The sequence below is a fragment of the Orbaceae bacterium lpD02 genome (assembly GCA_036251875.1).
GTDB classification, from domain to species: domain Bacteria; phylum Pseudomonadota; class Gammaproteobacteria; order Enterobacterales; family Orbaceae; genus Orbus; species Orbus sturtevantii.
Map to the genome: position 1 here is coordinate 1,868,767 of CP133960.1, position 26,788 is coordinate 1,895,554.

Genomic DNA, 26,788 nt, shown 5'->3' on the forward strand with positions numbered 1-26,788 from the left:
TTATACGCAAAAAATAAGCGACAGCCAATCTAGCGACATACTAGACATAGTAACTTACCATTAGTTAATGGTTCATTACCGACGATAGTGGTGTCAGCGCACCCACCATCAATTAGTGTCAATAAATAGCAGAGAGATTTAAAAATAATTTAGGCAGTGGTCAGCATTAATAACATGCTCTAAATCGTAAATAAAGCCACTAAATCTTGAAAACAATTTGTTAATTGGCATCTTGATAAAAGATTAGCTAGATATAGTTAAAATCTTATAATATCATAGCGAACCTATAACACATTCTTTTTTATAAAGAATATGTTACTTAATTAGCAAAGTAGGTCATAAACTAATTCCTTCCATGTACGGGTGATTGGTAGAACCTTTATGAGTATAGCTAGGTTCTAGTACCAACTGTGTTGACAACCTTTACCGGCAAGGAGTTATTTAAAAGTAATATGTGGTTTTTAAGATTTAAGCAGACCGTCTGTTTTTTGTTACTTGCTTGGTTTGCGTCTATTATAATTCAGTTATTAGGTCGTGCGTTTCTTTTATTTATTTTCGCTCATGAGCAAATAGCTAATGTAGCAAAGCAGGATATTGCTAATCTATTTTTAATGGGTTTAAAGTATGATATTCGTGTTGCTAGTATCGCTTTTGGCACGTTATTACTGTTTTCTTTATTTATCGCATTTTCACAGAAACTGTTTGCTTTTTGGTTAAAATATTTAGTTATTTTCTCAACAGTACTCGTCTTAATTATATCCACTGTTACGTTGGTTAATATTAGTTATTTTAAAACTTATGGCCGACATATCGATGTATTTATCTTCGGATTAATTGATGATGATACTATCGCTATTTTGCAAACAATTTGGCAAGATTATCCGGTCATTACTGGAGCCGTTTTATTACTTATCGTATATTTGATATTTTTCTATTTTAATAAACGTTGGCTATCTTTTGTTTTAAGAAAAGTAACCAAAAAAGTTAGCGTTTGGTTTGAAATCCCAACCTTATTTATTGTGTTATTAATAACTTTTATCGGGAGCCGTGGTTCTCTAGATACATTTCCGTTAAGAAAGTCAGACGCACAAGTCTCAAGTAATAATACTATCAATATGTTTGTACCAAATGGCTTGATGGCGTTAAGTTGGGCCTATTCTGATTATAAAATAGAAAGTCGTTCCACTCCTATTTCGCCTAAAATCAATAAACGAGCTTTATTAAATTTTTTTGGTAATGAAAAGGATAATTCAGTAGATATTTTTGTAGAAAAAACGTTACCGAATAATATTGTTGAACAAAAGCACCCTAACGTTGTATTGGCTGTTATGGAGAGCATGGGAACCCACTTATTTAAATTCGACAATAAAGATAGGGATTTATTAGGAGCACTCAGACCTCATTTACAGCAAGATTTTGTTTTCTGGAATTTTATTTCTGAAGGTGATGGGACGCTTGACTCACTAAGCCGTTTTTTTGTTCGAAGTCCTATAAGCAAAATAACCCAATCATCCGCGCAATTTAGTACTTTCAAAAGTAATATGTTCCAACCATTTTTAGACAATGGCTATAAAATAGTATTTATTACCGCAGGAAATGGGGCATGGCGTAATTTAAACCAATTTTTACCACATTTAGGTGTAACTGAGTTTGTAGAACAAGCCACATTAAAAAATATGTACCCTGATGCTAAAATAGGTACTTGGGGCGTTCCTGATGAATATATGTTTAAATATGCTCTTCAACGTTTAGAAAAAGCGGAAAAAGATAATGAACATGTGATGATTATGATGCTGTCTATTACTAATCACCCTCCCTATAAAATACCTGATTCGAGTATATATCAAGATTATATTCTTTCTGATCAAGAAAAAATGCCCTTAAAAAATTTTGGTTCCGAGCAAGACGTGATAACCATGCTCAATACATTTCGTTATTCAAATGATCAGCTAGGCCAATTTATAACAAATGTGAAAAACAGTAATGCTTCTTCTCATACTATTATCAGTTTTACTGGTGATCACAATCTTCGAGGCCTTAACTATTCCGATCCTAGGGATACCGCGCTAAGTCATGCGGTACCATTTTATCTTTATGTCCCTAATGAATACGGGAAAACTAGCTTTTATGATAAAAATCGAGTAGGCAGCCATAAAGATATTTTACCTACGTTGTACCAACTGTCTCTTTCTGAAACAAACTATTATCGAACGGGCTGTGATTTATTAAAACAAGATCTAGAAATGACGTGGTGTAATGTTGGCTATAATCCGAATGTATATATCAATAGTGAAGGCGCTTATATTGTTCAATCAAAAGAATTTAGACCATGGGCCGATCGCGCTACTTTCGATTTAAAATTAGATAAACCTATTGTTTTAAGTAATGAACAATTACATGAAAAAACTCGTTGGAATAGCTTTACCGATTTATTATATTGGCAAATTATTGAGCAAATTAATCACACAGATTAAGTATTACTATTTAATTTATAAAAGTCGAGAGTAAGACTATTGAGGTCATGCGACAACCTAAAAGATTAGCCAATAATCTGAATAATATTCGAATAGGTGTAAAACTGATAATCTTTTATAACAAATGACTACCAGTTTTATCATCGCCAAGATAGCTAGAGTTAGAAACGCAATTGAGCACCGAACATTAAGGCAAGATTGCGATAATGATGGTCGCCCCTTTGGTGACCTACATTTACCCAAATATTGGCATCTCTATATAACATGCTTTCAATGCCCGCTTTGATTTCAGCAATATTACGTGAGCCAGATTGGTACACGCGGTCGCTATCCATTTTGATAGAAAACGGTTTACTGTTATATAACCAGTTCGTTTCCACAAAGATCTGACCACCAAAATCAGCTGTAGTTTTATTCGAATCAAGAATCGCACGTAATCCAAGCCGGGTTTGTAAATTATCACCATCACCCGTTACTTTGGAGCCATTAGATTCGGTATGCTCGTCAGCATCAATGCCCATCCACATCATTTGCCCTTGAGGTTGCAACCATAAGTTATAATAGTCAGTCGCTTTTGCTAAAAAAGTATAACCACTTTCAAGTGATGCATTGATGCCACTTAAATCATACTTTTCAGTATTTAGACTTTGACCATTAACCGATCCGTCTAAATCATTCCACATAATCCAGCTATCAACGTATGTCCCCGTTTTAGTTACATCATTTTGGTACCATGTACCATAAAGACCGATACTATAACCATCGATTTTACCGGATGAACGATTTCCTTTAAGGTTTGCATCTACATCATTGGTACTACGCCCATATCCGCCCATCACGCCTAAATGGAAGCGGTTCTTACCATTTGATGACCACACCGCGATATCACCGCCTAATTGAGTAACCGTCCAGTCGTTCTTAACATTAAGTTGGTTACCCGCACCAAATTTATTATGTCGATATTGATAACGTAACCACATGCTGGTTGTTTTACACTCTCCGGTTGCAAAATCAATATAAGATGTTTCGCCTTGGCGATCAGGCAAGCGAAGATTAAACATGCTATTAGCAGCAACAAGGTTAGCTAAGTAAGAACCTGCTTCTGGCCGTAATACCTCTTTCGTGGCGCTAGACGTTAAATACCAATTATTTACTGTCGCAGCATCAGCGCCTCGAACTAAGGAATAATCATAAGCGCCTGAAACAATGCGACCAGCTTGTACAAAGTTACCATCTGAATTGCCGTTAACATTAATAATTTCAATACCATTAATGGTTTTAGCTCCTAGTCCTCCCAAATTATTGACTTGCACATAAGTATTACCTGACGAATCACCATTAATAATTAACTTATCAATAGGGGAATTATCACTGCCAAGCTGGCCATTCATAATAATAAGCCCATCATTACCAGTATAGTTACCATTAACTGTTAAGGTATGTGGGCTCACTGAATTAGAAATAAATTGAACCGTAGAATGATCATTGCTCAAATTAGTTAAATTTGAACTCTGATCAAATTGCCAAATCGAATTATCACTTAACGCCATATTGGCAATTGCGGAACTAGCAGTGTGTACTTTACCAATAACCGTTGAGCCACTATCAACCAATACGTTTACCGTAGTGACACCTTGATCCCACTTTGGAGCAACGGTTCCCGTATAATCTTGAACATTCATTAAGCCCTGTTTGCCTTGCAGCAAACTATTATTACTTAATTTAACGTCTAACTCACCGCCCGCTGCTGCAATCCCATAACCTTGTTCGGATATGATGCTTGATTTTTGCAGGTCAACTGTTGAACCACTACGAATATTATTATTTTCCGCCGTGCCCATTAGCATATAAATGCCCCCAGCATCTAAACCTTTGCTGCGGATAGAACCATCATTTAATGATATATTCCCTGCATATTGAACAACCGCTCCGTGCGCGCCTTCACCTTGTGTTTCGACACTTGTTGCATTAAATAAGCCCGTATTACCGTAAAGATAACTACAAACCCCAATAGCATTAATACCTTTAGTGGCTACTTTACTGGTATTTAGATAAACATCCGCGCTGCCACGTGACCATATACCATAAGCCTTATCACCATAAGTATTAATGGTTCCATTTTGAAAGTTGACCTCATTAGAGCTATAGTTAGCTACAATGCCTATACTCTGTGCTCCATCGGTAATAATATGCGAGTTATTCCAATCAGAGATCGCACCACGATTACCACCAGAACCGGTTGCAGTCAGCTGTTCGCTATAAATCCCATAAGCCTGATCTCCCGCAGTATGTACGGTTACATTGTTAATGTACGCCTTAGTTTGAATAGGAGCTGAACCGTTATAGTTAGCACCACCAAGCTCAACGCCGTGTCCATTATTGCTGGAAGTAAAAACTGTTCCATTAGACAGCTTAAGCTGCGCTCCCATGATAGCTGAAACACCATACCTGCCAGCAGTAATATCAAAGTTATCAATATAGGCGGTGTTGATCACATTATTTTTTGAGACACTACCGTTTAAACTTACACCATCACGACCTGAATTAATTTTAATAACCGTTTTAATGCCCGCTAAATCAACCAAAGTAGATCCGGTGCTCGATAAGCCATCACTATTTGAAGTAATGGTTAAATCGCTACCGATAAAATTGGACCGCTCTCCCGTTGCCGTTGAATCGTGCCCGCTCCCCTGTATATCAATGCCTTTGCAATTGGCGGTAGTACAACGAATAGTCGTATTTTCTGCCGTCACTTTCGCGCCAAAAAGAACAAAAAGCGAACCGTCAATCGAACTATTTGTAATGGTTGCTTCTGTCCCGTTTGTTTCAACCCGAATATCGTTAAGATTATAGTTATCAAATAGATGACCCGGTTGTTTATCGTTGATATAAAGCGCTTCGCCTTGCGCAGCAAACGCACTAATTGATGTTATTGTAGCTAATAATAAACGACTGGTTAATGATTGTTTTAAATGTGAGGAAATGTGCACTTGTATGTACCTTCTTAAAATAAAATTATTATGAGTATTGATTTTATTATTATCAGCAATAAGCGCTGATTTTATACATGGTATAGTTAATTTTGACCTAAATCAATGACGATTTTTGCAGATAAAAACAATAAAAAGCACATTAAAAAAAATATATTATTTTTCAAGCGCAAATCTGCTTGATTTGGCATTTTACTAATATTTAATCACTTAAATTTAAGAGTTAAATGCAAATATTAACGTCAAGCAAAAATGATCTGACCTTATTTTAGTGAAGATAGTTTTAATATGGTAAAGGAGAAAGAAATGAAAAATTAATAGTTTAGGAGACGAAAAATAGGCAAAAAATAACCCAGATTAACTGGGCTATTTGCAACGATAAATTATAATGTAAATTACATGTTTGTTGTGAATGTACGCGCAATCACATCACGTTGTTGTTCAGCTGTTAATGAGTTAAAACGAACAGCATAGCCAGACACTCGAATAGTCAATTGTGGGTAATTTTCTGGATGTTTAACCGCATCTTCTAATGTTTCACGACGTAGCACATTAACATTTAAATGCTGACCACCTTCAACTTTTACTGTTGGCGCTACATCTAGTGGGATTTCACGATACTCGAACTGGCCAAGCTCTTTTGTTGATACAACTTGATCTTCTTCATATACTGATTTAGCCGCTACGCAACGAGCTTCGTTGGTACTATCATCCAATAACCAAAAAGAATTTAGAAGAGCGCTATTATCTGCTTTAGTAATTTGAATACCTGTAATCATTTTAAATCCTCCTAATGAGCTAAATGCCCTAAATTTGTTATGGTTAATATACCACTTCTTAAATTTGATTTAAATCAAAAAAACCTATTAATCTAATAATTATTATCTTTTGCTCTCGCTTTTATTTTAATTAATTCTTAATATTATTAGTCCTCCATGATAACGGCTATGTTTATTATTGTTTTTAGGTATAATTAAGAGTAAGACGCATCGCATAAATTATCATTACAACAAAATGTAGGCAGCTTATGGTTGAACAATTAACTTGGCATGATGTTATTGGCATCGAAAAAGAAAAAGACTATTTTAAACAAATTTTGCAGTATGTAGCCAATGAACGTAATAGTGGTAAAACTATTTATCCCCCGCAACAAGATGTATTTAATGCATTTCGATTTACTGCTTTTGCAGATATTAAAGTCGTTATCTTAGGGCAAGATCCCTACCATGGACCAAACCAGGCTCATGGTCTTTCTTTCTCTGTTTTACCTGGTATTAATCCCCCGCCTTCTTTAAAAAATATGTATAAAGAACTGGCTACGGATATTGTGGGTTTTGAGATCCCCAAACATGGTTACTTAGCATCTTGGGCTAAACAAGGTGTGCTGCTATTAAATAATGTGCTGACGGTACAAGACGGGCTGGCTCATTCACATGCTAAAATTGGTTGGGAAAAATTCACAGATCACGTTATTGACGTAATTAATCAAAACTTAACCGGGGTTGTATTTTTACTATGGGGATCACCAGCACAAAAAAAGGGACAGTTTATTGATCGACAAAAGCACCATGTTTTAACTGCCGTGCACCCTTCGCCGCTATCAGCTCATCGAGGTTTTTTGGGTTGTAAACATTTTTCCCAAGCTAATGAATTAATAAAGCAACAAGGTAAAACACCAATTGATTGGCAACCAAGGTTACCATAAGGCAATAAAATGAATAAAAAACATCGCCCTGGGTTGATTGAAATAGCAAATCTTGCTGGTGTAAGCAAAATGACAGTAAGTCGATTTTTACGAGATAGCAAGTTAGTATCTAAATCTTTGCAAGAAAAGATAGCGGCAGTGATTGACGATCTAGGCTATATTCCAAATAAAGCCCCAGATATGCTGTCTAATGCAAAAAGCCATGCAATTGGTGTCGTTTTACCATCTTTGACAAATCAGGTTTTTGCTGATGTATTAAAAGGTATTGAAATGATAACTGATGCTCGAGGTTACCAAACAATGATAACTCATACGGGCTATAATGCGGATAAAGAAGAGATGCGTTTACGTTCATTACTTTCTTATAATGTTGATGGTGTCATTTTGACTGAGCGCTCCCATAATTCCGCGACATTAAAAATGCTGGCAATTGCAGGAATTCCAGTTGTTGAGATTATGGATAGCATTTCGCCTTGCATTGATATGGCAGTCGGCTTTAATAATTTTGCTGCGACAAAAAACATGATTAAACGTATGATTGCAAAAGGTCGTAAGCATATTTTTTATTTTAGTGCTAGACAAGATTATCGAAGTATTATTCGCCAAAAAGCCTATGAAGAAGCGATGCTAGAGGCTAATTTATACCCTCATACTCTAGCAACCAAAGAGGCGTCATCTTACACTCTAGGTGCTAAATTATTACATAATGCGCTAAATGAGCACCCGAACATTGATGGTGTTTTTAGTACCAATGATGATTTAGCATTGGGTGTTTTATTTGAATGCCAACGCTTAGCTATTGAAGTACCAAAACAGATCGCCATAGTCGGTTTTCATGGACATGCAATTGGCCAAGCTATTTCACCAAAGCTTGCCTCAATACAAACTCCTAGAATAGAAATGGGCAAAACGGCCGCGGAACTATTATTAGCCCGCATAGATGGTAAGGAAGTCGCGAATAAAGTAATAGATCTCCCAGTAAAATATCTAGATGGCGAAAGCCTTTAATTCATTATTTAATAAGAATATTAACTCTTTTCATTCTCCTCCCTATAAAATTAAAATATGATAAAGATCACAAATTTCATTTTTCTAAGTTGAATTTGATGTAATAACATGCAAACTGTTACCCGTAACAGTTCAATATATCAAGGACCTATTAATGAAAGATAATAACAAATACGTATTTGTCTTAATGGGGGTTTCTGGATCTGGAAAATCAACTATCGCAAAGCAACTCGCTTACGATTTCGATATTACCTATTTAGATGGTGACTTTTTACACCCAAAAGCAAATATTCTAAAAATGCGTACTGGCACTCCTCTTAATGATGCAGATCGCGAGCCTTGGCTAAACCGTATTAGCGATGCGATTTTCGCAATGAGTAATATAAATTCGACTTCTCTTATTGTTTGCTCTGCTTTGAAACAGAAATATCGCAATATGATCCGTGGTGATAACGATAATGTTTACTTTATTTATCTAAAAGGCCAATTTGACACCATCGAACTAAGATTAAAACAGCGTCAAGGACATTACCAAAAAGTGAGCATGCTGCAATCACAATTTGATGTACTGGAAGAACCCACAATGGACGAAAAAAATATTTTTATTGTGAATATTGATCAACCATTAGCCAAAGTACTCAAAGAAACTAAATCGATTATTGATTATGTTTGTATAAATTGAGAGGTCATACATGAATCCTACTATACAATTGGTAACCCAAAGAATTATCGAGCGTTCCAACGTAACAAGAAAAGCATACTTAGAGAAAATCGAGCGAGCGATGTCAAAAAAAGTTGCCCGCGCTAGTTTACCTTGCAGTAACTTGGCGCATGGTTTTGCTGCTTGCTGTAATTTGGACAAAGATGATCTTAAAAATATTTTAAAAAGTAACATCGGTATTATCAGCTCATATAATGATATGTTATCCGCTCACCGCCCTTATGAATTCTATCCTGAGCAAATTAAAAAAGAGTTGCGTGATGTTGGTGCCGTGGGGCAAATGGCTGGGGGGGTGCCTGCAATGTGTGATGGCGTCACTCAGGGCGAGCCAGGTATGGAAATATCACTCATGAGCCGAGATATTATTTCAATGTCAGTTGCCATCGCTCTTTCACATAATATGTTTGATGGTGCACTATATTTAGGCATTTGCGATAAAATCGTACCAGGCTTATTTATCGGTGCGATGGCTTTTGGTCATTTACCCGCGATTTTTATTCCCGCAGGCCCGATGCCGTCAGGGTTACCAAATAAAGAAAAAGTTAAAATTCGCCAACTTTACTCTGAAGGCAAAGCGACTCGCGAGGATCTATTAGAATCAGAATCCGCATCATATCACACGAGTGGAACGTGTACTTTTTATGGCACTGCTAACAGTAATCAAATGGTGATTGAATTAATGGGATTACATTTACCTGGCGCGGCATTTGTTCACCCAGAAACGACCCTAAGATTTGAATTAACTAATGCAGCAGCAAGGCAAATTACTCGTTTAACTGAGCAATCGGGTAATTATATGCCGATCGGTAAAATGGTTGACGAATGCGTCATTGTTAACGGCTTAGTGGCATTACTTGCAACAGGAGGCTCAACAAATTTAACGATGCATTTAGTTGCAATGGCAAAAGCAGGGGGAATTATTATTAATTGGAGCGACATTTCTGAATTGTCTGAAGTCGTTCCATTGCTGTGTAAAATTTACCCTAATGGCCCTGCAGATATAAATTACTTTCAAGCGGCTGGTGGTACATCGGTTTTAGTTAGAGAACTGCTAGCGGGCGGCTTATTACATGAAGATGTTGAAACTGTGATTGGCCGAGGGTTGAGACGTTATACTCAAGAGCCGATTCTAGAGAATGGCAAATTGATTTATAGAGAAGGGCCACTCAAATCATTAGATGATAAGGTGATTGCATCATTTGATAAACCATTTAATTCTCATGGTGGCTTAAAAGTGATGTCTGGTAACTTAGGTCGTGCAGTAATGAAAACGTCAGCGATCGAATCTGCTCATCAAATTATTGAGGCGCCAGCAGTTGTGTTTAATAACCAGTATGATCTTGATGCTGACTTTAAAGCAGGTAAGTTAGATAAAAATTGTGTTGTCGTCGTTCGTTATCAAGGACCAAAAGCAATTGGAATGCCAGAGTTACATAAATTAATTACACCACTAGGTGTATTACAAGATCGTGGTTATCAAGTCGCATTGTTAACCGACGGGCGATTATCAGGCGCATCAGGTAAGGTTCCAGCAGCTATTCATGTAACACCTGAAGCGTATACTGGGGGGCTACTTAATAAAGTGCAAAACGGTGATATGATTCGTATGAATGGGCAAACGGGTGAAATGACATTATTAGTGGACGAAAAAGTACTAGCAGCCCGGATCCCTATTGAATTAGATCTAACCGCTTCTTATCATGGTTTTGGTCGAGAGCTATTTTCTGTTATTCGTGAAAATTTAACGTCCGCAGAAAAAGGTGCAGTAAGTTTTTAAATTTACATCACCGAGATACGTTACAAAAATAATCAAATAGAGTAAAAGGCGGTTTTTGACCGCCTCTATATTATTGGTAATTATTTGGTTGGTCGCATCGCTGGGAATAAGATAACATCACGAATAGTATGACTATTAGTAAATAGCATAACTGTACGGTCGATACCAATACCAAGGCCAGCGGTCGGTGGTAAACCATGTTCGAGTGCCGTAACATAATCTTCATCATAAAACATGGCTTCATCATCGCCAGAATCTTTTTGCTTAACTTGATCAGCAAAACGCTCTGCTTGATCCTCTGCATCATTTAATTCAGAGAAACCGTTACCGATCTCACGTCCACCGATGAAAAATTCAAAGCGATCGGTCACAAATGGATTTTCATCATTGCGCCTTGCAAGTGGTGAAACTTCCGCTGGATACTCAGTAATAAATGTTGGTTGAATTAGATTAACTTCAACAACTTCTTCAAAAATTTCGGTAACAACTCGCCCTAATCCCCACCCTTTTTCAATTTCAATACCAATTGCAGCGGCAATAGCGCATGCTTTATTAAAATCATCTAAATCAGCAATATTAGTTTGCGGTCGGTAGTGGCAAATTGATTCACGCATGGTCATTTTAATAAATGGCTTACCAAAATCAAACGTATGTTCGCCATACTGCACCACAGCAGAGCCAGTAGTAATAATGGCTAAGCGGCGAAATAATGATTCTGTAAGTAAAATTAGGTCCTTATAATCAGCATAAGCCATATAGAGTTCCATCATCGTAAACTCTGGATTATGCCGCGGTGAAACACCTTCATTGCGAAAATTACGATTAATCTCATACACTCTTTCAAAACCGCCAACAACCAGCCGTTTTAGATAGAGCTCCGGCGCAATACGCAAATACATATCTAAATCGAGCGCATTATGATGTGTGATGAATGGTTTAGCTGCTGCACCACCAGGAATGACTTGCATCATTGGCGTTTCAACTTCCATAAAGTGTTTTTCTGCCATGAACTGGCGGATTTCAGCTACAATTTGTGAACGCACTCTAAAAGTGTTACGTGAGCCATCATTTGTGATCAAATCTAAATAACGTTGACGATAACGTGTTTCCTGATCAGCAAGACCGTGAAATTTATCAGGCAGGGGCCTTAATGCCTTGGTGAGTAAGCGAATTTCCTCACAATGAATAGAAAGTTCACCGGTTTTAGTTTTAAACAAATACCCTTTAGCTGCAATAATATCGCCTAAATCCCATTTTTTAAACTGTTCATTGTAGACCCCTTCAGCTAGCTCATCACGCGTGACATAGAGCTGTATTTGTCCACCGACATCTTGCAAGGAAACAAAGGAAGCTTTTCCCATAATTCGACGCATCATCATTCGGCCAGCAACCGCAACATAAATTTTCGCTTCAGCTAGTTCTTCATTTGTCTTCTCACCATACTGCGCATGCAAATCACTCGAAATCGCATCGCGGCGGAAATCGTTTGGAAAAGCAATACCTTGCTCTCTAATATGGGCCAATTTTTCACGACGATTTTTTAGCTCGTTATTTAGCTCTTCTAAGCTAGTATTAATTGATTCTGGTTGCTGTGTTGACATGGTTTTACCTTATAACTCGTTATAAGCCTGCTTTTAGGCTCTCTTCAATAAATTGATCTAAATCACCATCAAGGACGGCTTGTGTATTACGCGTTTCAACGCCAGTACGTAGATCTTTTATGCGTGAATCATCTAAAACATAAGATCGGATCTGGCTACCCCAACCAATATCTGATTTATTCTCTTCCATTTGCTGCTTTTCTGCATTTTTTTTATGCATCTCTAGTTCATATAATTTAGCTTTTAACTGCTTCATTGCCTGATCTTTATTGCTATGCTGAGAACGATTATTTTGGCACTGAGTAACAATCCCCGTTGGGACATGAGTAATACGTACTGCCGATTCGGTTTTATTAACGTGCTGCCCTCCCGCTCCAGACGCTCGATATACATCAATGCGTAAATCGGCAGGATTAATCTCAATATCAATATCATCATCAACTTCTGGATAGATAAATACAGAAGCAAAAGAAGTATGCCTACGATTTCCTGAATCAAAAGGACTTTTACGGACTAGACGATGGACTCCCGTTTCGGTTCTTAGCCAGCCAAATGCATAATCACCTGCGATTTTAATAGTGGCAGATTTGATACCAGCAACATCACCATCGGAGACTTCCATTACCTCTGTAGCGAATCCTTTTGATTCAGCCCAGCGCAGATACATTCGCAATAGCATTTCAGCCCAGTCTTGGGCTTCTGTTCCTCCAGAACCCGATTGAATATCCAAATAACAATCTGCACTATCGTATTCACCAGAAAACATACGACGAAATTCAAGCTTATCCAATTTTTTTTCTAGCTGAGCTAATTCAAAGTTAGTTTCATCAAAGGTATCTTGATCTTCAGCTTCAATCGCGAGTTCGAATAAACCTTCAACATCGTCCATGCCTTGAACAAGTGAATTGATAGTATCAATAATTTCTTCTAGTGCTACGCGTTCTTTTCCGAGTGATTGAGCTTTTTCTGGATTAGACCATACGTCCGCCTGCTCGAGTTCACCGTTAACTTCCTCAAGACGCTCTTTCTTCGCCTCATAGTCAAAGGTACCCCCGAATAATCGAAGTACGCTCATTAATTTCAATAATTTTATTTTTAGTAGGATTAATTTCAAACATAAATGTTATCGTTACCTTTCATTTTTAGTCATAATTGATTTTATATACTGTAGGCGAACCCAAGTGAAAAATATAAAATTTTGGTAATAATTAACTATTTTAGCGGATTTAAAGCATAGAATATAGAGCTACTAACAAAAATCGTTATATCATTGCCTCATAATCATGCGTATAAGCAGGATTTTATTATCGATACGATTTAAACCTGTTCGTAAGAATGATTCTAATAATCTGAAAGAGGACTAAAAAAGGGCTCAATTTAGAGCCCTTTTTATCACGATGAATATATCAAAATGAATACTATTTATTTTTACATAGCAAAGGATAAATAATTCCAGCTAATATTGCACCAATAATAGGGCCAATCCAGAAAATCCATAGCTGATCTAATGCCCAGCCTTGAACAAAGACTGCTTGGCTGGTCGCTCTGGCAGGATTTACCGAAGTATTTGTTACGGGAATGCTAATTAAATGAATAAGCGTCAAACCTAAGCCTATCGCTATTGGCGCAAAACCAACAGGTGCTTTACCATGTGTAGAACCCATGATGATCATTAAAAAAGCAAATGTCATTACGATTTCACAAATAAAACCCGCAATAAAACTATACTTAGCAGGAGAATGTGCTCCGACCCCATTCGCGGCAAAACCATCGGACAATGAAAAACCTACTTTGCCACTTGCGATAAAATATAGCACTGTAGCTGCGATAATACCGCCAATAACTTGAGCAATAATATAAGGCATAACATCTTTTAGTGGAAAACGCCGTCCCACAGATAAACCTATCGTCACGGCAGGATTAAGATGACAGCCCGAAATATGACCAATCGCGTAAGCCATCGTTAATACGGTTAAGCCAAATGCCAAAGCTACACCCGCAAAACCAATTTCAGATCCAGCCAATACTGCACTTCCACACCCACCCAAAACTAACCAAAACGTGCCAAATGTTTCAGCTAAGCATCTTATTTTTAGAGAATACATAACAATCCTTTAACGATTTAAAATAATACTTAATTTTATTTTTTATCTTAAAAAAATAAATGAGAATAATATGACTCATTTATATTGATAAAAAATAAGCGTCCATTATTTATCACTTTTATTTTTAATCGTCAATTTCAGTACCCAGAAATTACATAAACCATATAAATGATAAGCAATTTTTTTACAAAAGAATGCCGTCCAAATAAAATATGGCTATTTGAAAATATGATTAAGATGGTCTGCTAGATGAGTATGTGGTAAACAGAAAACCAATATGAAAAACTCAATAATAGTAACGTAGATAGTACTATAAAAATTAAAATAAAAAAGGCGCTATCAATCAAAATAGCGCCTTTCAATCATTGGTTAAACCTAATTATTTTGCTGCAGCATATAACTGAGCGACTTTATCCCAGTTAACGATATTCCAAAATGCACTGATATAATCGACACGGCGATTTTGGTATTTTAAGTAATAAGCATGCTCCCAAACATCAAGCGTTAAAATTGGGGTACCACAAACACCTGCAAATTTTTCACCCATAATTGGGGTATCTTGGTTTGGCGTTGAAACAACGGCTAATTTACCATTTTGAACAACTAGCCATGCCCAACCAGAACCAAATCGAGTTGTAGCCGCGGCTGCAAATTTTTCTTTAAATGCATCTATAGAGCCAAAATCTTTTTCGATTGCAACTTTTAAATCACCTTTTAATTCCGTACCTACTTTCAACAGTTCCCAAAATAAAGTGTGATTAACATGACCACCTGCATTGTTTTTAATTGCAGCTAATTTTTCTGTAGGAACTTTGTCTAAGTGTTTTAGTAAATCTTCTGCTGATAACGCTTGCAGATCTGCCGCCAAAGATTCAACCGCAGCATTAGCATTATTTACATAAGTTTGGTGGTGTTTATCGTGATGCAAATGCATAGTTTCTGAATCAATGTAAGGCTCTAAAGCATCATATGCATAAGGTAAAGGGGGGAGAGAGTAAGCCATAGTAGTGCTCCTTTTAATCATTATAGAAAATAATAGTAAATTCTAGTTTAATCTTTTAAGTATACCCACTTTGTCGGTTATCTCAATCTATTATTTTTATAGTCCATATCTATTTTTGGAACATATCATTCAAGCTATTAAAAATTTATTTTTCTGATTTATATTAATTATTTCTAAAATTAATTTATCCGTGGCTACCGCATTAAGCAAATTTGGGGCAAATCATGAGTGGGATGATTTTGAATGGTAAGATCAGCTTTATACCATTTAGCTAATGAACTTTTAGTTAATACCTCATCAGGTTTACCTTGTTCGACTAATTTACCTTTATGTACTAAAAAAATACGATCTGCATAAAGCGCCGCTAAATTGAGATCATGCAAAATGCAACAGACGCTAAACGGTTCGTTACGAGTAATTTGATGTAATAAACGTAACATTTGCTGTTGATGGTAAAGATCAAGTGCAGACGTCGGCTCATCTAAAAAAAGTAATCGAGGCGTTGGTTTCGGCTGCCACAACTGCGCTAGTACCCGAGCAAGTTGAATACGTTGTTGCTCACCACCAGATAATAAACGATAATCTTTATGACAAATACTTTGGCTCTGCGTTTTTTTAATAACGTCGTCTATCGCTTGATTAAAGTATTGCTTACCATAAGGGGCTCGGCCCATCGCAATAACATCTTTGGCACTAAATGGAAACGTGATATTACAGCTTTGTCGCATAACAGTTCGAACTTTGGCTAACGCTTGTTTATGCCAATCAATCAATCGCCTACCAAGTAAATAACATTCTCCCTGATTTGGCGTTAAATAACCAGTAAGTAAACGTAATAGCGTTGATTTTCCTGCACCATTAGGGCCAATCACTACTGCTAATTCACCTTGATTAATATTTAATGAAACATTATCAATTAATCGATGAGGTCCAATTTGATAACTTAAGTTTTTAGCATCTAACATATCGCGCCACTTTTTTTACGTAAAATTAACCAGAGAAAATAAGGGCCACCAATTAAGCTTGTAAATAAACCAACAGGTATTTCATTCGGAGAAACTAATGTTCTTGCTAATGTATCAGCAATTAATAATAAACTGCCACCAGCCAAAACTGTCGCGGGAACCAAATAGCGGTGGTCTGCGCCAATTTTAAGCCGTAACATATGAGGCACCGCCAGCCCAACAAAAGCAATAATACCACTCACCGCAACCGCTGTGCCAATAAGTAACGCGCTGAGTAATATTAACTTGCGCTTAGTTTTTTGTACATTTAATCCCAAGTAATGGGCATCTTCATCCCCAAGTTGCAAAAGGTTTAGTGATTTGCTCATAAAAACCACCACTATAGATGCTGGCAGGATCAATGTTGAGGCAATAATGACTGATTGCCATTGACCTTTACCTAAATGCCCCATTGTCCATAATGAAAGCTGCCTTAACTGCTGATCATCACTAATATAGCTCAACAAGCCAATTAATGAAGCCGTTAATGCATTGATCGCAACGCCAGCAAGTAATAACAGTGTTGCAGAACCATGCCTTGTATGACTTAAACTATAAATAATCAGACATATTACAAGCCCACCAATAAATGCCGCAACCATTTGGCTATAAACCGATAAAAATGAAGGAAGTGGGATTGGAAGCATAATGATAATGCCGACGCAAAGTGCGGCCCCGCTACTGATACCTAATAATCCTGCATCAGCAAGCGGGTTACGGAAAACGCCTTGCATAACAACCCCAGAAGTGGCTAACGCTATACCAACAATAACTGCTAATAATACTCTTGGAAGGCGAATATTAAACCAAATATCCCATAAAGGATCATCAAAAGGTAATACGAGTAGTGTTTTAAATGAGAGCGATAACGCCCCCAAGTTAATAGAAATAAGCGCCGAACTTATTAATAATACCGCTAAGCCAATTATAATATACTGCTTTTTTTTAAGTAAGCTTTGAGTTTTCATCAAAAGAAACTAACCTTGCTTGCTGCTACGTTCGACTACCAAATCAGGATCAATTATTGAATACTCATCACAAGTTAATTCAGTTTGATTACTAAATTCTATTATTATTTTGGCCAAATCACTGCGCGCAACATAACCATGCACTTCTTGCTTTTGGTAAAATTTAGCATTATGCGTTGACTCGCTATCAACTAATCCACCAGGTCGCAAAATTATATATTGCATCGAACTCGTTTTTAACCAAACCTCAGCCAGAGTTTTTTCTCTTACTGCGAAACCAAAGGCTTTTTTGGCGCGTTCAGATAATGTTAACCAACTATCACCACAGCCAAGCGATGTAACTAAAATTAATCGGTTAATCCCTACTTTTTCCGCTTGGTTGATAATATTTATTTGCGCTTGATAATTAGCACCAACACCACCTAATGTGGATATAATGGTCGCGTCTTTACCTGCAATGACGCAAGCTTGTTCAACTAAAATTGCATCATTTGCATCACCAATTAATGTTTTTATTCCCAACGTGTTGAGTTTGTCAGAATTGTCTTGAGTACGCACAACAGCAATACATTTATCACCGCGAGCAAGTGCTTGCTTTGCGACTTCCCAACCCGTTCCTCGACTAGCACCAAATATTAATAGCGTTCTCATATAATTCCTTATTTAGTGAGCTGAACTAATTTTCGATAAGAGTCAAGTTGCTCTGCCTGTAATTGACGGTGACTATCTCGGCCAACAAAAATTTTAAACATAGCTTGGCCTGTGGTATTTAAAAAAATGATAGACGCCGTATCCATTCCCATGAATTTCCGCTCAACCAACGCAATATGCTGACAATTTTCGGCTTTTATATGCCCACTAAGTCCTGATTTTTCTCTTAAATTGAAATATCCATGGCGATGAAAACCACTTGGTAGTTCACCTTGGTATTCAAAAATGATGTCGGGTGAATTAATTAATAAAGTGACAGAACCCCATTTAACAACCTCATCCCATACTTGGTCAAAATAACTGCTGGCAAGAATATGTTTTTGAGGCATTGCATTAATTACATCGAGCAGAGAAACTTGGTATTCTTGGGCAATTTTTTCTAATGTTCCGTCAGGCTCGGTTGCCATTAATTCGGTTAAATTCGGCTGTGCCATAAGTATTATCCTTGTTGTTATGTTGGTTTTAATATCACTTTTCAATATTATTTAGTTTTATATGTTCTACTGCTGAGTTTTCTGGTCTTTTAATACTATTGGAACCACCATTTGGGTTTTTAGTTGCCATACTTTCTATCTGTCTTTTAGCTAGTTCAGGTTCATTAAGCACCATCAATAATTTTTGTAATGCAAACAGTAAATTGCTCGCCCAAAAACGACCCGATGTGGTCAAGCGTAAAATAAGATGATCACTCATTAGCAGACCGACTTGATGCCATTGTTTGATCAACGGTAATAATTGATTAGCATGTATTGTTAACGCATTTAAATCCACTCGGCCTGCCTCGATGCCTCCTTGTAGCCGATGTAACCACCCTAGCTGAGAACCTGGTTGTAACATCATCATTAGTGGTTTTTGCTGCTTATTTAGCTGTTGATAATAGCGTTCTAAATTACGGTCAATCATAAATGATTGACCATTTAAATTACCACCAGCACAAGAACCAAAAGCTAAATAATCTGCGCCTTGTTTAATTAGCAAATTATATAAATTACGTTCACGAGTTGTTTTACCAAAATGACTATTACTTAATTGGTTCCAACCAAGTTGCGCTAAATATTCAACACCGGTTCGATAAAACTCGGCTTTCTCCTGAGCATCAGCAACGACCACCCGTCCATTTTCTACGCCTTTAAATAAAGGTGTTGTCGGTAGTAAATTGAGCGCATAAAGATCGACACCATCTAGAGGCAAATCACCGATAATAGCTAAATCTTTTGACCATGTTTGTAGTGTTTGCTTTGGTAAACCAAAAATTAAATCGCAGACTACCGCGGCCTTATCCCTCATAGCAAGATCGGTTAAAAATTTAATCGCTTGCTGCTTATCAGAAGTGCGACCTAACCGTTTACGAATATTGGTATTAAAGGTTTGAATACCGATAGAGAAACGGTTCGCTCCAGCCTCAAGACATGCATCAATTTTTTCATCATCAAAATTTAAAATTCGCCCTTCAATCGTAATTTCACAATCCGGTGCTAAAGGGTAGTTCCGTCTAATTGTGGTAATAATTTGATGTAATTCGTCCGCACTTAATGCTGTCGGTGTACCGCCACCAAAGTAAACAGCATGAATGGGTGCAGACTGTGATAAGGCGCTATTTGCATCCATTAATAGCTCTTCAATCAGATATTGGGTATAGCGCTTTGTATCATGTTGATGCAAGGGATTTTGATAAAATCCACAGAATAAACAATGCGTTGCACAAAAAGGAATATGAATATACATTAAACGCTTCGATTTAGGCATCACTTGTTGCTGTAAATCTTGCCACGTTTGTTGTAGTAATGATTTGTCAATAGGGGTAGAGCCTCTAAAAGGCATAACAGCCCAGCGATCTTTAAAGGGAACATTACCCGCTTGAGCATAAAATGGCGTCATGTCTAACGTCATACAATCTCTCTTTATTATTTTAATGAGAATGATAATCATTTATTAAACAATAATTATTCTCATTTAGCAATAAATAATGCTAAATTTTCATAAAATATAATCATTTGATTTAATTTAATAAAAAATAAATTAACTAAATAGATTTACAAATTAAATGATAATAATTATCATTTCGAATTAAAAATAACAATAATATGGTGTAATTATGAGAAAAAAATTGACTAAGACCTGCCTCGTATCATCACTTACATTTGCCTTAATTAATATCGCTTATGCAGGTACAACCACAAATAAAATAGAACCAAATAAACAAGAGACTATTATTGTAACTGCTGCCCGTAGCGAACAATCAATTTGGGATAGCTCTGTTTCTGTCTCCGCAATAAATAGCGAAGACATTCAAAAAAATAATGGTGATTCAATTGTTGAAACTCTTCGTGATATTCCCGGGGTAGAAATTTCGGACAACTCTTTAGCAGGGCGAAAACAGATTATAATACGCGGGGAATCATCATCTCGAGTTTTAATTCTTATAGATGGACAAGAAGTTTCATACCACCGTTCTGGCCATGGTTCTGGCGCAGGGATTTTAATTGATATGGAATCGGTTGAGCGAGTAGAGTTAATTAAAGGACCTTATTCTGTATTATATGGTTCACAAGCGATAGGCGGTGTGGTGAATTTTATTACTCGTAAAGGTAGTGATAATAATCTGCCATTTAATGGTCACGTCAAATTCATCTATGATGGTGCAACCAATGGGCGCACGGAAATGGGCTCGCTTTATGGGACAGTTGATAATATTTTCAATTATCGCATCAGCGGCACCTATTCAGAGCAAGGGGCAAGGAAAACCCCTGAAGGTCGCTTAGAGCATACCAATTTTGATAATGATAGTATCAGTTCGTGGTTTGGGCTCAATTTAGATAAACATAAAATTGGCTTATCCTTAGATCGTTATAAGCTCAATACGGAGTCATATGCGTCTAAAGCAGACCTAAAGGATATGAATGATTTCCTCGTTAGCATTCCTAAATTACAACGTGAAAAAGCTGGTTTATTTTATGATTATGAGATAGATGGCTCACTCATTAAAAATTTACATATTGATGGTTACTACCAAACGCTTAAAAGAACATTTATCAATAGAATCGATATGTCTGGCCCTGACATGTTTACCAATACTCAAACCAATGATAAACAAAAAACGACTGGCATCAATCTACAAGTCGATCTCATTCCAACTGAACAAATAAAATTAATTCTGGGTGCGCAATATTTAATTGATTCCGTAGATCAAATCTCAAATAAACAATTAGATATGTATTACAAACCGAGTGTAGCATCACCGCTACCACTCTTCGACTATACAAAATTGACAGCAGGAAGCAATAGCTGGCAGCAAAAACATTTTTCATTATTTGCGCAAAATGATTGGAAAATTACCGATAATTGGAATTGGAATATTGGTTTACGCCAATATTGGGTTAGATCTGAATTAAAAAATGGCGAGCAAAATGTATCTTGTATTAATCGCCCATCAACTGCGCCCTGCGCACCATCAAGTACCATTGATAAACCAAGTAAAGATAGTGATGATACCTTAGTTGCTTCAACTGGGGCTACCTATAGCGGTTTTGATGATATTATTTTACGAGCCTCTTTTGCGCAAGGTTACGTTTATCCAACGCTAACTCACCTATATGCAGTAACTAATGCCCATACTCAAGAGATATACGGTAATCCTAATTTAAAAGCAGAAAAATCAAATAACATTGAAATTGGTATGCGCTTTAACCAGAGCGATTGGTTAGTTGATAGTGCACTATATTACGCTGCTGCAAAAAATTATATTGACCAGATGGAGTGTAATGGGGCTGCAATTTGTAATGGACTCAGTAATAACGGCAGTACAACGCGGACTTATTATTATAATGCGAATAAAGCCAAAACCTACGGTTTAGAATTTTCAATTGATTATTTAGGTTGGGATATAACACCTTACTTAAGAGGTAATATTTTACGACGTCAGCTACAAACAAACACTTATAAAACATTTGATAGTGGTAACCCCACTTTTAGTGGCTCATTTGGCGTCAAACACACCGCTTATTTTAACCATCTTGACCTTGATTCAGACCTATTTATGCGAGTTGCAACGGATGCAACCAAAAAAAGTGATACGGAAACTTACTATTATGGCGGTTGGTCTACATTAAACTTATCTATGGTGGTGTCATTTGGTCTTCAACGACAATATCAACTTGGCTTAGATCTGAATAATATTTTAAATAAAAAATACACAACTGTTTATGAAACAGTTCCAGCAGCGAAATTTAATGCGGTGATTGCTGCCAGCATCAAATTCTAATCAGGAGGAACTATGATAAAAATAACCAACGCTTGCCATCTTTTCTGGTTTTTTCTCACTGCGGTTATATTAACGACTATTGCCCCATTGAGCTATGCAAAAGAACGAATTGTTACCGCTGGTGGGTCGATAACAGAGATAATTTATGCTTTAGACGCAAACGACGAATTAGTAGGGGTCGATATGACGAGTACCTATCCTCAAGAAGTTAAATCACTACCTCAAATTGGCTATTGGAAACAACTCAGTATTGAAGGTATTTTATCTCTTAAACCCTCTCTATTTATTGCTTGGCAAGATTCAGAGCCAGAACTTATTTTTGAGCAACTCAAGAATGCTCACGTCGCTACATTACGTTTACAACGGGTTCCCAATAACCTACCTTTACTATTGGCAAATATTAAACGCGTGGCTAATGCGATTAATCGAAAAAGCCAAGGTGAACAACTTATTACACTGATTTCATCGCAAGTACAATCCGTTGAAAAACTTATCCAAAATCAAGCTAAAAAACCAAAAGTATTATTTTTATTTAGCATTTCAGGTACGACACAAGTATCAGGAAAAAATACCGTTGCTGATAGTGTGATAACGCTTGCGGGTGGAGAAAATATTGCGACTCATGATTTTTATAAAAACTACAGCACTGAGGCGATTATTACAGCGAATCCAGATATCCTATTAGTTACTAGCCAATCACTTGATGCTATTGGCGGTAAAAAAAATCTATCACAATTTCCGGGTATTATTCACACTAATGCTTGGAAAAATAATCGAATAGTGAGTATCGATCAAGCGCTCATTCTGGGCATGGGACCACGCATTGGTGAAGCGGTAAGTAGCTTATATAACGGATTTTATCGTTCACCGAATAAAGAAGATTAAAACGCGATCATAATAGGTATTATTGATTATTTTTAGTTTCTGCCAGTACAATATGTACTGGCAGAGCGCCATAAAAAAAGTTTTTAGATTAATAGCAAATTTCATAACATGGTTTATAAGCGGTTCCGCCGGGTAATTTCATGCGGTGTTGCACGACAAAACTACGTAATAGTTCATCAAGTTGCTTCATTATTTGCGGGTCGCCTTGTAGTTTATAAGGACCATGTAGTTCTATCTGTTTCATACCCGATTCTTTAACATTACCTGCTACAATACCAGAAAAAGCTCTGCGTAAATCTGCTGCAAGCTGTTCAACTGGTTGTTCTTTATGTAAATTTAGAGATGCCATATTTTCATGGGTTGGCTCAAAAGGGTGTTGTAATTCTTGCGTGATTTTTAGTGTCCAATTAAATCCATATGCATCACCACTAGTTAAACGAGAGGATTTAACTTGTTTTACACCGTTCTTCATAATCCGTGCAACTTCTTCTGGATTATCAATAATAATTTGATAAAGTTTAGTCGCTTCTTCGCCTAACGTATTATGTATGAACAGATCAATCGCATCAAAATAATCCTTGCACTCTTTTGGGCCGGTTAAAATAAGTGGTAATGCCTGATTTTCATTAGCAGGATCCAATAATATGCCAAGAATATAAAGTAGCTCTTCTGCCGTTCCTGGCCCACCTGGAAAAATAATAATGCCATGAGCCATACGAACAAACGCTTCTAAACGTTTTTCAATATCGGGCATAATGATAAGTTCGTTCACTAATGCATTAGGCGGTTCGGCGGCAATAATCGATGGCTCAGTCATACCAATAAAACGACTCTCTTTATAGCGCTGCTGAGCATGCCCAACCGCAGCACCTTTCATTGGTGCTTCCATGATACCAGGACCGCAACCAGTACAAATATTTAGCTCACGTAAACCTAACTGCATACCGACTTGCCGTGAATAATAATATTCAGCTTCATTAATTGAGTGCCCACCCCAGCAAACAACTAAATTAGGATCTTCTCCAACATGTAATGCATTTGCATTACGTAAAATAGCAAAAACAAGATTGGTAAGATAAAAAGAGAGATCTTGCTTGTCTAGAGTAGGGGCGAGTATTCCTTTAATTGCGGCTACTTGGCTATTAACAAATAAAATATCACGCAGTACTGCAAAAAGATTTGCTTGAATAGAACGAATAATCTTACCGTCGACAAAAGCGCTTTTGGGAGGATTAACTAACTCGAGTTTTACGCCACGCTCTTTGCTGATGACGTTAATTTCATACGATAAATATTTATCGAGCAACTCTTTCGTATTATCGGTTTTACTTCCTGCATTAAGCGTTGCCAATGAGCAATTTCTAAATATTTGATAAAGTTCGCTATTAGCCGAACGTTTTAACATATCTACTTCAATTTGCGCGAGCAGATCCATCGATCCTAATGGACTAATATGGGTAATCACATTGACCTCTCTTTGCTACTTAAGCTAGTTATTGTTACGATTATTCTATACAATACTAAATTATAAACGCTGTCTTTAGATTCGCACTGTTAGCTATTATAAAAATAGCCTTACTCAAGAATAGCCAATTTATTACTAAAACTAAAGCCATTATTTGATAAATATACAAATGAATAAAACTCAATCAAATTGCCTTATATTGTTTACAGAGCATTACATTGATATATGGCAAAATACGACCAAACATGCACCTATAAGTAGTGAATTATATGGAGTGCCATCGCCGTGTATTATCGATACGATAGATTTAGCCGTGTTATGGCTACCTATTCGGCCAAGCCCTCATTCATTAGCGATCGCTGAAGAAGTGGCTAATATTCGCATTCATGATAGTGCCCACCTTTTTTATGGCACACAATATGCTGGTGACATGCAAGCACAGTGGCATGATTTGTCTTTATCGCTTATTCAAGTATGGAGTGATGATGACTTTTCCAGACTAGAGCAAAATATTATTGCCCACCTAATGATGCAAAAAAAATTAAAACGTCGCCCGACAATTTTTATCGCAACAACAAATGATGAAGCTGAAATTATTGCAATAGATAATAAAACCGGAAACATTATTTTAGAAAAACTCATTACAAATGAAACTAAAGTTTTAGCCAGTGATCTAGACACGTTTCTAAGCAACCTCACACCTATTGCTCAATAGCTTTTATAAAGCGTATAATAGTGAATTCGATTTTTAAAAATTGGTGAGACCATGTTTGAAAATTTAATAGCAGCACCCGCTGACCCTATTTTAGGGCTGGCAGAGATATTCAATACTGATGAGCGAATTAATAAAATTAACCTCAGTGTTGGGATCTATAAAGATGAACATATGCTCACGCCAGTTCTTGCTTGTGTAAAAAGCGCTGAAGCACAATTATTAGAAAATGAACACACTAAAGCTTACCTTCCTATCGAGGGGTTAGCTAAATTTAATTTACTAACACAACAATTAATTTTAGGCGAAAATAGCCAATTAATTAGTGATGGAAGAGTAAAAACAGCTCAGGCACCTGGAGGTACCGGTGCATTAAGGATTATGGCCGATTTTTTAGCCCGCCGCACAAAAATCAAACGAGTCTGGGTTAGCAACCCGACATGGCCAAATCATCAGAGCGTTTTTCAAACAGCAGGACTCGAAGTAAGAGAGTATCGTTATTATAATGCACAAACTCATGAGTTGGATTTTGATTCGTTAATCGAAGATTTAAGCAATATTTCAGCAGGCGACGCGGTGCTTTTTCATGGCTGTTGTCATAACCCAACGGGGATCGACCCAACGCCAGAGCAGTGGAAGATCATTTCTGACTTAGCATTGCAGAGAGGTTGGTTACCTGTTTTTGATTTAGCTTACCAAGGCTTTGGTCAAGGTTTAGATGAAGACGTAATTGGAGTGCGTTTATTCGCTGAAAATGTACCAGAGCTATTAATTGCAAGTTCTTATTCAAAAAATTTTGGCTTATATAATGAGCGAGTAGGCGCGCTTACTTTAGTTGCAGAAAATGCAGATATTACAGAACGAGCATTTAGCCAAGTTAGAACAATTATTCGAGCAAATTATTCTAACCCGCCATCGCATGGCGCAAATATTGTCGCGAAGATACTGAGTGATCCCGAAATGAAAGACGAATGGATCGGCGAGCTGACAACAATGCGTCAAAGAATACATCGTATGAGGCAGCTATTTGTTAAAACGCTGCAAGAAAAAGGTGCAAAACATGACTTTAGCTTTATTGTTAAGCAAAATGGGATGTTCTCATTTAGTGGTTTAACTGAATCACAAGTCCTGACATTAAGAAATGATTATGGTATCTATATTGTTAACTCTGGCCGATTGAATGTCGCAGGTATGACGCTTGATAATATGTCGCTATTATGTGAATCAATTGTAAAAGTTCTATCTTAACTATCAATAGCTTTCGCTCTATTTGCAGTTTAATGTGCAAATAGAGCTATTCAAAACATTTTAATATGTTTAATAAATAATCAATAGCATATCATATTAAATAAAGTATAATTCATCAAAAATTATTAATTAGTAATTAATCAAACAGGA

General features: G+C 36.9%; 21 protein-coding genes. 9 read left to right on the forward strand and 12 right to left on the reverse strand.

The window, feature by feature from the left end; genetic code table 11:
* Positions 1-452: 452 nt before the first annotated feature.
* Entirely contained in the window at positions 453-2,474 is a 2,022-nt protein-coding gene (locus RHO12_08155) for a sulfatase-like hydrolase/transferase (GenBank protein WVD65354.1), read from the forward strand.
* Positions 2,475-2,635: 161 nt separating this feature from the next.
* Here the strand turns inward: RHO12_08155 and RHO12_08160 are convergent, their stop codons facing one another.
* Together RHO12_08160 and grcA are read right to left on the reverse strand one after the other, a co-directional pair.
* Positions 2,636-5,464 (reverse strand): autotransporter outer membrane beta-barrel domain-containing protein, encoded by a 2,829-nt coding sequence (locus RHO12_08160; protein ID WVD65355.1) that lies wholly within the window; start codon positions 5,462-5,464, stop codon positions 2,636-2,638.
* Positions 5,465-5,859: 395 nt separating this feature from the next.
* A complete protein-coding gene (gene grcA, locus RHO12_08165) occupies positions 5,860-6,243 on the reverse strand; it encodes an autonomous glycyl radical cofactor GrcA (protein ID WVD65356.1) in 384 nt (127 codons plus the stop codon).
* Positions 6,244-6,491: 248 nt separating this feature from the next.
* Here grcA and ung point away from each other — a divergent pair, with 248 nt between their 5' ends.
* The 4 genes from ung (at position 6,492) to edd (ending at position 10,675) form a co-directional block, all read left to right on the forward strand.
* The gene (gene ung, locus RHO12_08170; GenBank protein WVD65357.1) at positions 6,492-7,169 is read left to right on the forward strand and encodes a uracil-DNA glycosylase; all 678 of its coding nucleotides are present in this window, start codon (positions 6,492-6,494) and stop codon (positions 7,167-7,169) included.
* 9 nt (positions 7,170-7,178) lie between these two features.
* Positions 7,179-8,177, forward strand: a complete 999-nt coding sequence (gene gntR, locus RHO12_08175) for a gluconate operon transcriptional repressor GntR (GenBank protein WVD65358.1) — start codon at positions 7,179-7,181, stop codon at positions 8,175-8,177.
* Positions 8,178-8,331: 154 nt separating this feature from the next.
* The gene (locus tag RHO12_08180) at positions 8,332-8,859 is read left to right on the forward strand and encodes a gluconokinase, GntK/IdnK-type (GenBank protein WVD65359.1); all 528 of its coding nucleotides are present in this window, start codon (positions 8,332-8,334) and stop codon (positions 8,857-8,859) included.
* A 10-nt stretch (positions 8,860-8,869) separates the two neighbouring features.
* Entirely contained in the window at positions 8,870-10,675 is a 1,806-nt protein-coding gene (gene edd / locus RHO12_08185; GenBank protein WVD65360.1) for a phosphogluconate dehydratase, read from the forward strand.
* 80 nt (positions 10,676-10,755) lie between these two features.
* Here the strand turns inward: edd and lysS are convergent, their stop codons facing one another.
* The 9 genes from lysS to hutW all read right to left on the reverse strand — a co-directional run bounded on the left by lysS (position 10,756) and on the right by hutW (position 19,957).
* A complete protein-coding gene (lysS, locus tag RHO12_08190) occupies positions 10,756-12,276 on the reverse strand; it encodes a lysine--tRNA ligase (protein ID WVD65361.1) in 1,521 nt (506 codons plus the stop codon).
* Between the two features lie 19 nt (positions 12,277-12,295).
* Positions 12,296-13,351: a peptide chain release factor 2 gene (gene prfB, locus RHO12_08195; protein ID WVD65362.1), complete on the reverse strand. Its 1,056-nt coding sequence runs from the start codon at positions 13,349-13,351 to the stop codon at positions 12,296-12,298.
* A 343-nt stretch (positions 13,352-13,694) separates the two neighbouring features.
* Positions 13,695-14,381 (reverse strand): aquaporin Z, encoded by a 687-nt coding sequence (gene aqpZ, locus RHO12_08200; GenBank protein WVD65363.1) that lies wholly within the window; start codon positions 14,379-14,381, stop codon positions 13,695-13,697.
* 379 nt (positions 14,382-14,760) lie between these two features.
* A complete protein-coding gene (locus RHO12_08205; GenBank protein ID WVD65364.1) occupies positions 14,761-15,384 on the reverse strand; it encodes a Fe-Mn family superoxide dismutase in 624 nt (207 codons plus the stop codon).
* A 194-nt stretch (positions 15,385-15,578) separates the two neighbouring features.
* Positions 15,579-16,349 (reverse strand): heme ABC transporter ATP-binding protein, encoded by a 771-nt coding sequence (locus tag RHO12_08210; protein ID WVD65365.1) that lies wholly within the window; start codon positions 16,347-16,349, stop codon positions 15,579-15,581.
* Positions 16,343-17,356: an iron ABC transporter permease gene (locus RHO12_08215; GenBank protein ID WVD65366.1), complete on the reverse strand. Its 1,014-nt coding sequence runs from the start codon at positions 17,354-17,356 to the stop codon at positions 16,343-16,345. The genes RHO12_08210 and RHO12_08215 overlap by 7 nt, the downstream gene beginning before the upstream one ends.
* Before the next feature lie 9 nt (positions 17,357-17,365).
* A complete protein-coding gene (locus tag RHO12_08220) occupies positions 17,366-18,007 on the reverse strand; it encodes an NAD(P)H-binding protein (protein WVD65367.1) in 642 nt (213 codons plus the stop codon).
* Positions 18,008-18,015: 8 nt separating this feature from the next.
* Positions 18,016-18,501 (reverse strand): heme utilization cystosolic carrier protein HutX, encoded by a 486-nt coding sequence (gene hutX / locus RHO12_08225; protein ID WVD65368.1) that lies wholly within the window; start codon positions 18,499-18,501, stop codon positions 18,016-18,018.
* A gap of 34 nt (positions 18,502-18,535) precedes the next feature.
* Positions 18,536-19,957 carry a heme anaerobic degradation radical SAM methyltransferase ChuW/HutW gene (hutW, locus tag RHO12_08230; GenBank protein ID WVD65369.1) on the reverse strand — a complete coding sequence of 474 codons (1,422 nt, stop codon included), beginning with the start codon at positions 19,955-19,957 and terminating at the stop codon, positions 18,536-18,538.
* 205 nt (positions 19,958-20,162) lie between these two features.
* Here hutW and RHO12_08235 point away from each other — a divergent pair, with 205 nt between their 5' ends.
* On the forward strand, positions 20,163-22,328 hold the full coding sequence (locus RHO12_08235) for a TonB-dependent receptor (protein ID WVD65370.1): 2,166 nt from the start codon (positions 20,163-20,165) through the stop codon (positions 22,326-22,328).
* Between the two features lie 12 nt (positions 22,329-22,340).
* On the forward strand, positions 22,341-23,213 hold the full coding sequence (locus RHO12_08240; protein WVD65371.1) for a hemin ABC transporter substrate-binding protein: 873 nt from the start codon (positions 22,341-22,343) through the stop codon (positions 23,211-23,213).
* A gap of 88 nt (positions 23,214-23,301) precedes the next feature.
* Here the strand turns inward: RHO12_08240 and ppnN are convergent, their stop codons facing one another.
* Positions 23,302-24,678 (reverse strand): nucleotide 5'-monophosphate nucleosidase PpnN, encoded by a 1,377-nt coding sequence (ppnN, locus tag RHO12_08245; GenBank protein ID WVD65372.1) that lies wholly within the window; start codon positions 24,676-24,678, stop codon positions 23,302-23,304.
* A gap of 169 nt (positions 24,679-24,847) precedes the next feature.
* Here ppnN and syd point away from each other — a divergent pair, with 169 nt between their 5' ends.
* Complete coding sequence (syd, locus tag RHO12_08250) at positions 24,848-25,393, forward strand: SecY-interacting protein (protein ID WVD65373.1); 546 nt, start codon at positions 24,848-24,850, stop codon at positions 25,391-25,393.
* 51 nt (positions 25,394-25,444) lie between these two features.
* Positions 25,445-26,638: an amino acid aminotransferase gene (locus RHO12_08255; GenBank protein ID WVD65374.1), complete on the forward strand. Its 1,194-nt coding sequence runs from the start codon at positions 25,445-25,447 to the stop codon at positions 26,636-26,638.
* Positions 26,639-26,788 lie beyond the last annotated feature (150 nt).

Coding starts and splice junctions, on each gene's coding strand:
- RHO12_08155 (WVD65354.1), top strand. CDS start 453: ATGTGGTTTTTAAGATTTAAGCAGACCGTCTGTTTTTTGTTACTTGCT.
- grcA (WVD65356.1), bottom strand. CDS start 6,243: ATGATTACAGGTATTCAAATTACTAAAGCAGATAATAGCGCTCTTCTA.
- ung (WVD65357.1), top strand. CDS start 6,492: ATGGTTGAACAATTAACTTGGCATGATGTTATTGGCATCGAAAAAGAA.
- gntR (WVD65358.1), top strand. CDS start 7,179: ATGAATAAAAAACATCGCCCTGGGTTGATTGAAATAGCAAATCTTGCT.
- RHO12_08180 (WVD65359.1), top strand. CDS start 8,332: ATGAAAGATAATAACAAATACGTATTTGTCTTAATGGGGGTTTCTGGA.
- edd (WVD65360.1), top strand. CDS start 8,870: ATGAATCCTACTATACAATTGGTAACCCAAAGAATTATCGAGCGTTCC.
- lysS (WVD65361.1), bottom strand. CDS start 12,276: ATGTCAACACAGCAACCAGAATCAATTAATACTAGCTTAGAAGAGCTA.
- prfB (WVD65362.1), bottom strand. CDS start 13,351: ATGAGCGTACTTCGATTATTCGGGGGTACCTTTGACTATGAGGCGAAG.
- aqpZ (WVD65363.1), bottom strand. CDS start 14,381: ATGTATTCTCTAAAAATAAGATGCTTAGCTGAAACATTTGGCACGTTT.
- RHO12_08205 (WVD65364.1), bottom strand. CDS start 15,384: ATGGCTTACTCTCTCCCCCCTTTACCTTATGCATATGATGCTTTAGAG.
- RHO12_08210 (WVD65365.1), bottom strand. CDS start 16,349: ATGTTAGATGCTAAAAACTTAAGTTATCAAATTGGACCTCATCGATTA.
- RHO12_08215 (WVD65366.1), bottom strand. CDS start 17,356: ATGAAAACTCAAAGCTTACTTAAAAAAAAGCAGTATATTATAATTGGC.
- RHO12_08220 (WVD65367.1), bottom strand. CDS start 18,007: ATGAGAACGCTATTAATATTTGGTGCTAGTCGAGGAACGGGTTGGGAA.
- hutX (WVD65368.1), bottom strand. CDS start 18,501: ATGGCACAGCCGAATTTAACCGAATTAATGGCAACCGAGCCTGACGGA.
- hutW (WVD65369.1), bottom strand. CDS start 19,957: ATGACGTTAGACATGACGCCATTTTATGCTCAAGCGGGTAATGTTCCC.
- RHO12_08235 (WVD65370.1), top strand. CDS start 20,163: ATGAGAAAAAAATTGACTAAGACCTGCCTCGTATCATCACTTACATTT.
- RHO12_08240 (WVD65371.1), top strand. CDS start 22,341: ATGATAAAAATAACCAACGCTTGCCATCTTTTCTGGTTTTTTCTCACT.
- syd (WVD65373.1), top strand. CDS start 24,848: ATGAATAAAACTCAATCAAATTGCCTTATATTGTTTACAGAGCATTAC.
- RHO12_08255 (WVD65374.1), top strand. CDS start 25,445: ATGTTTGAAAATTTAATAGCAGCACCCGCTGACCCTATTTTAGGGCTG.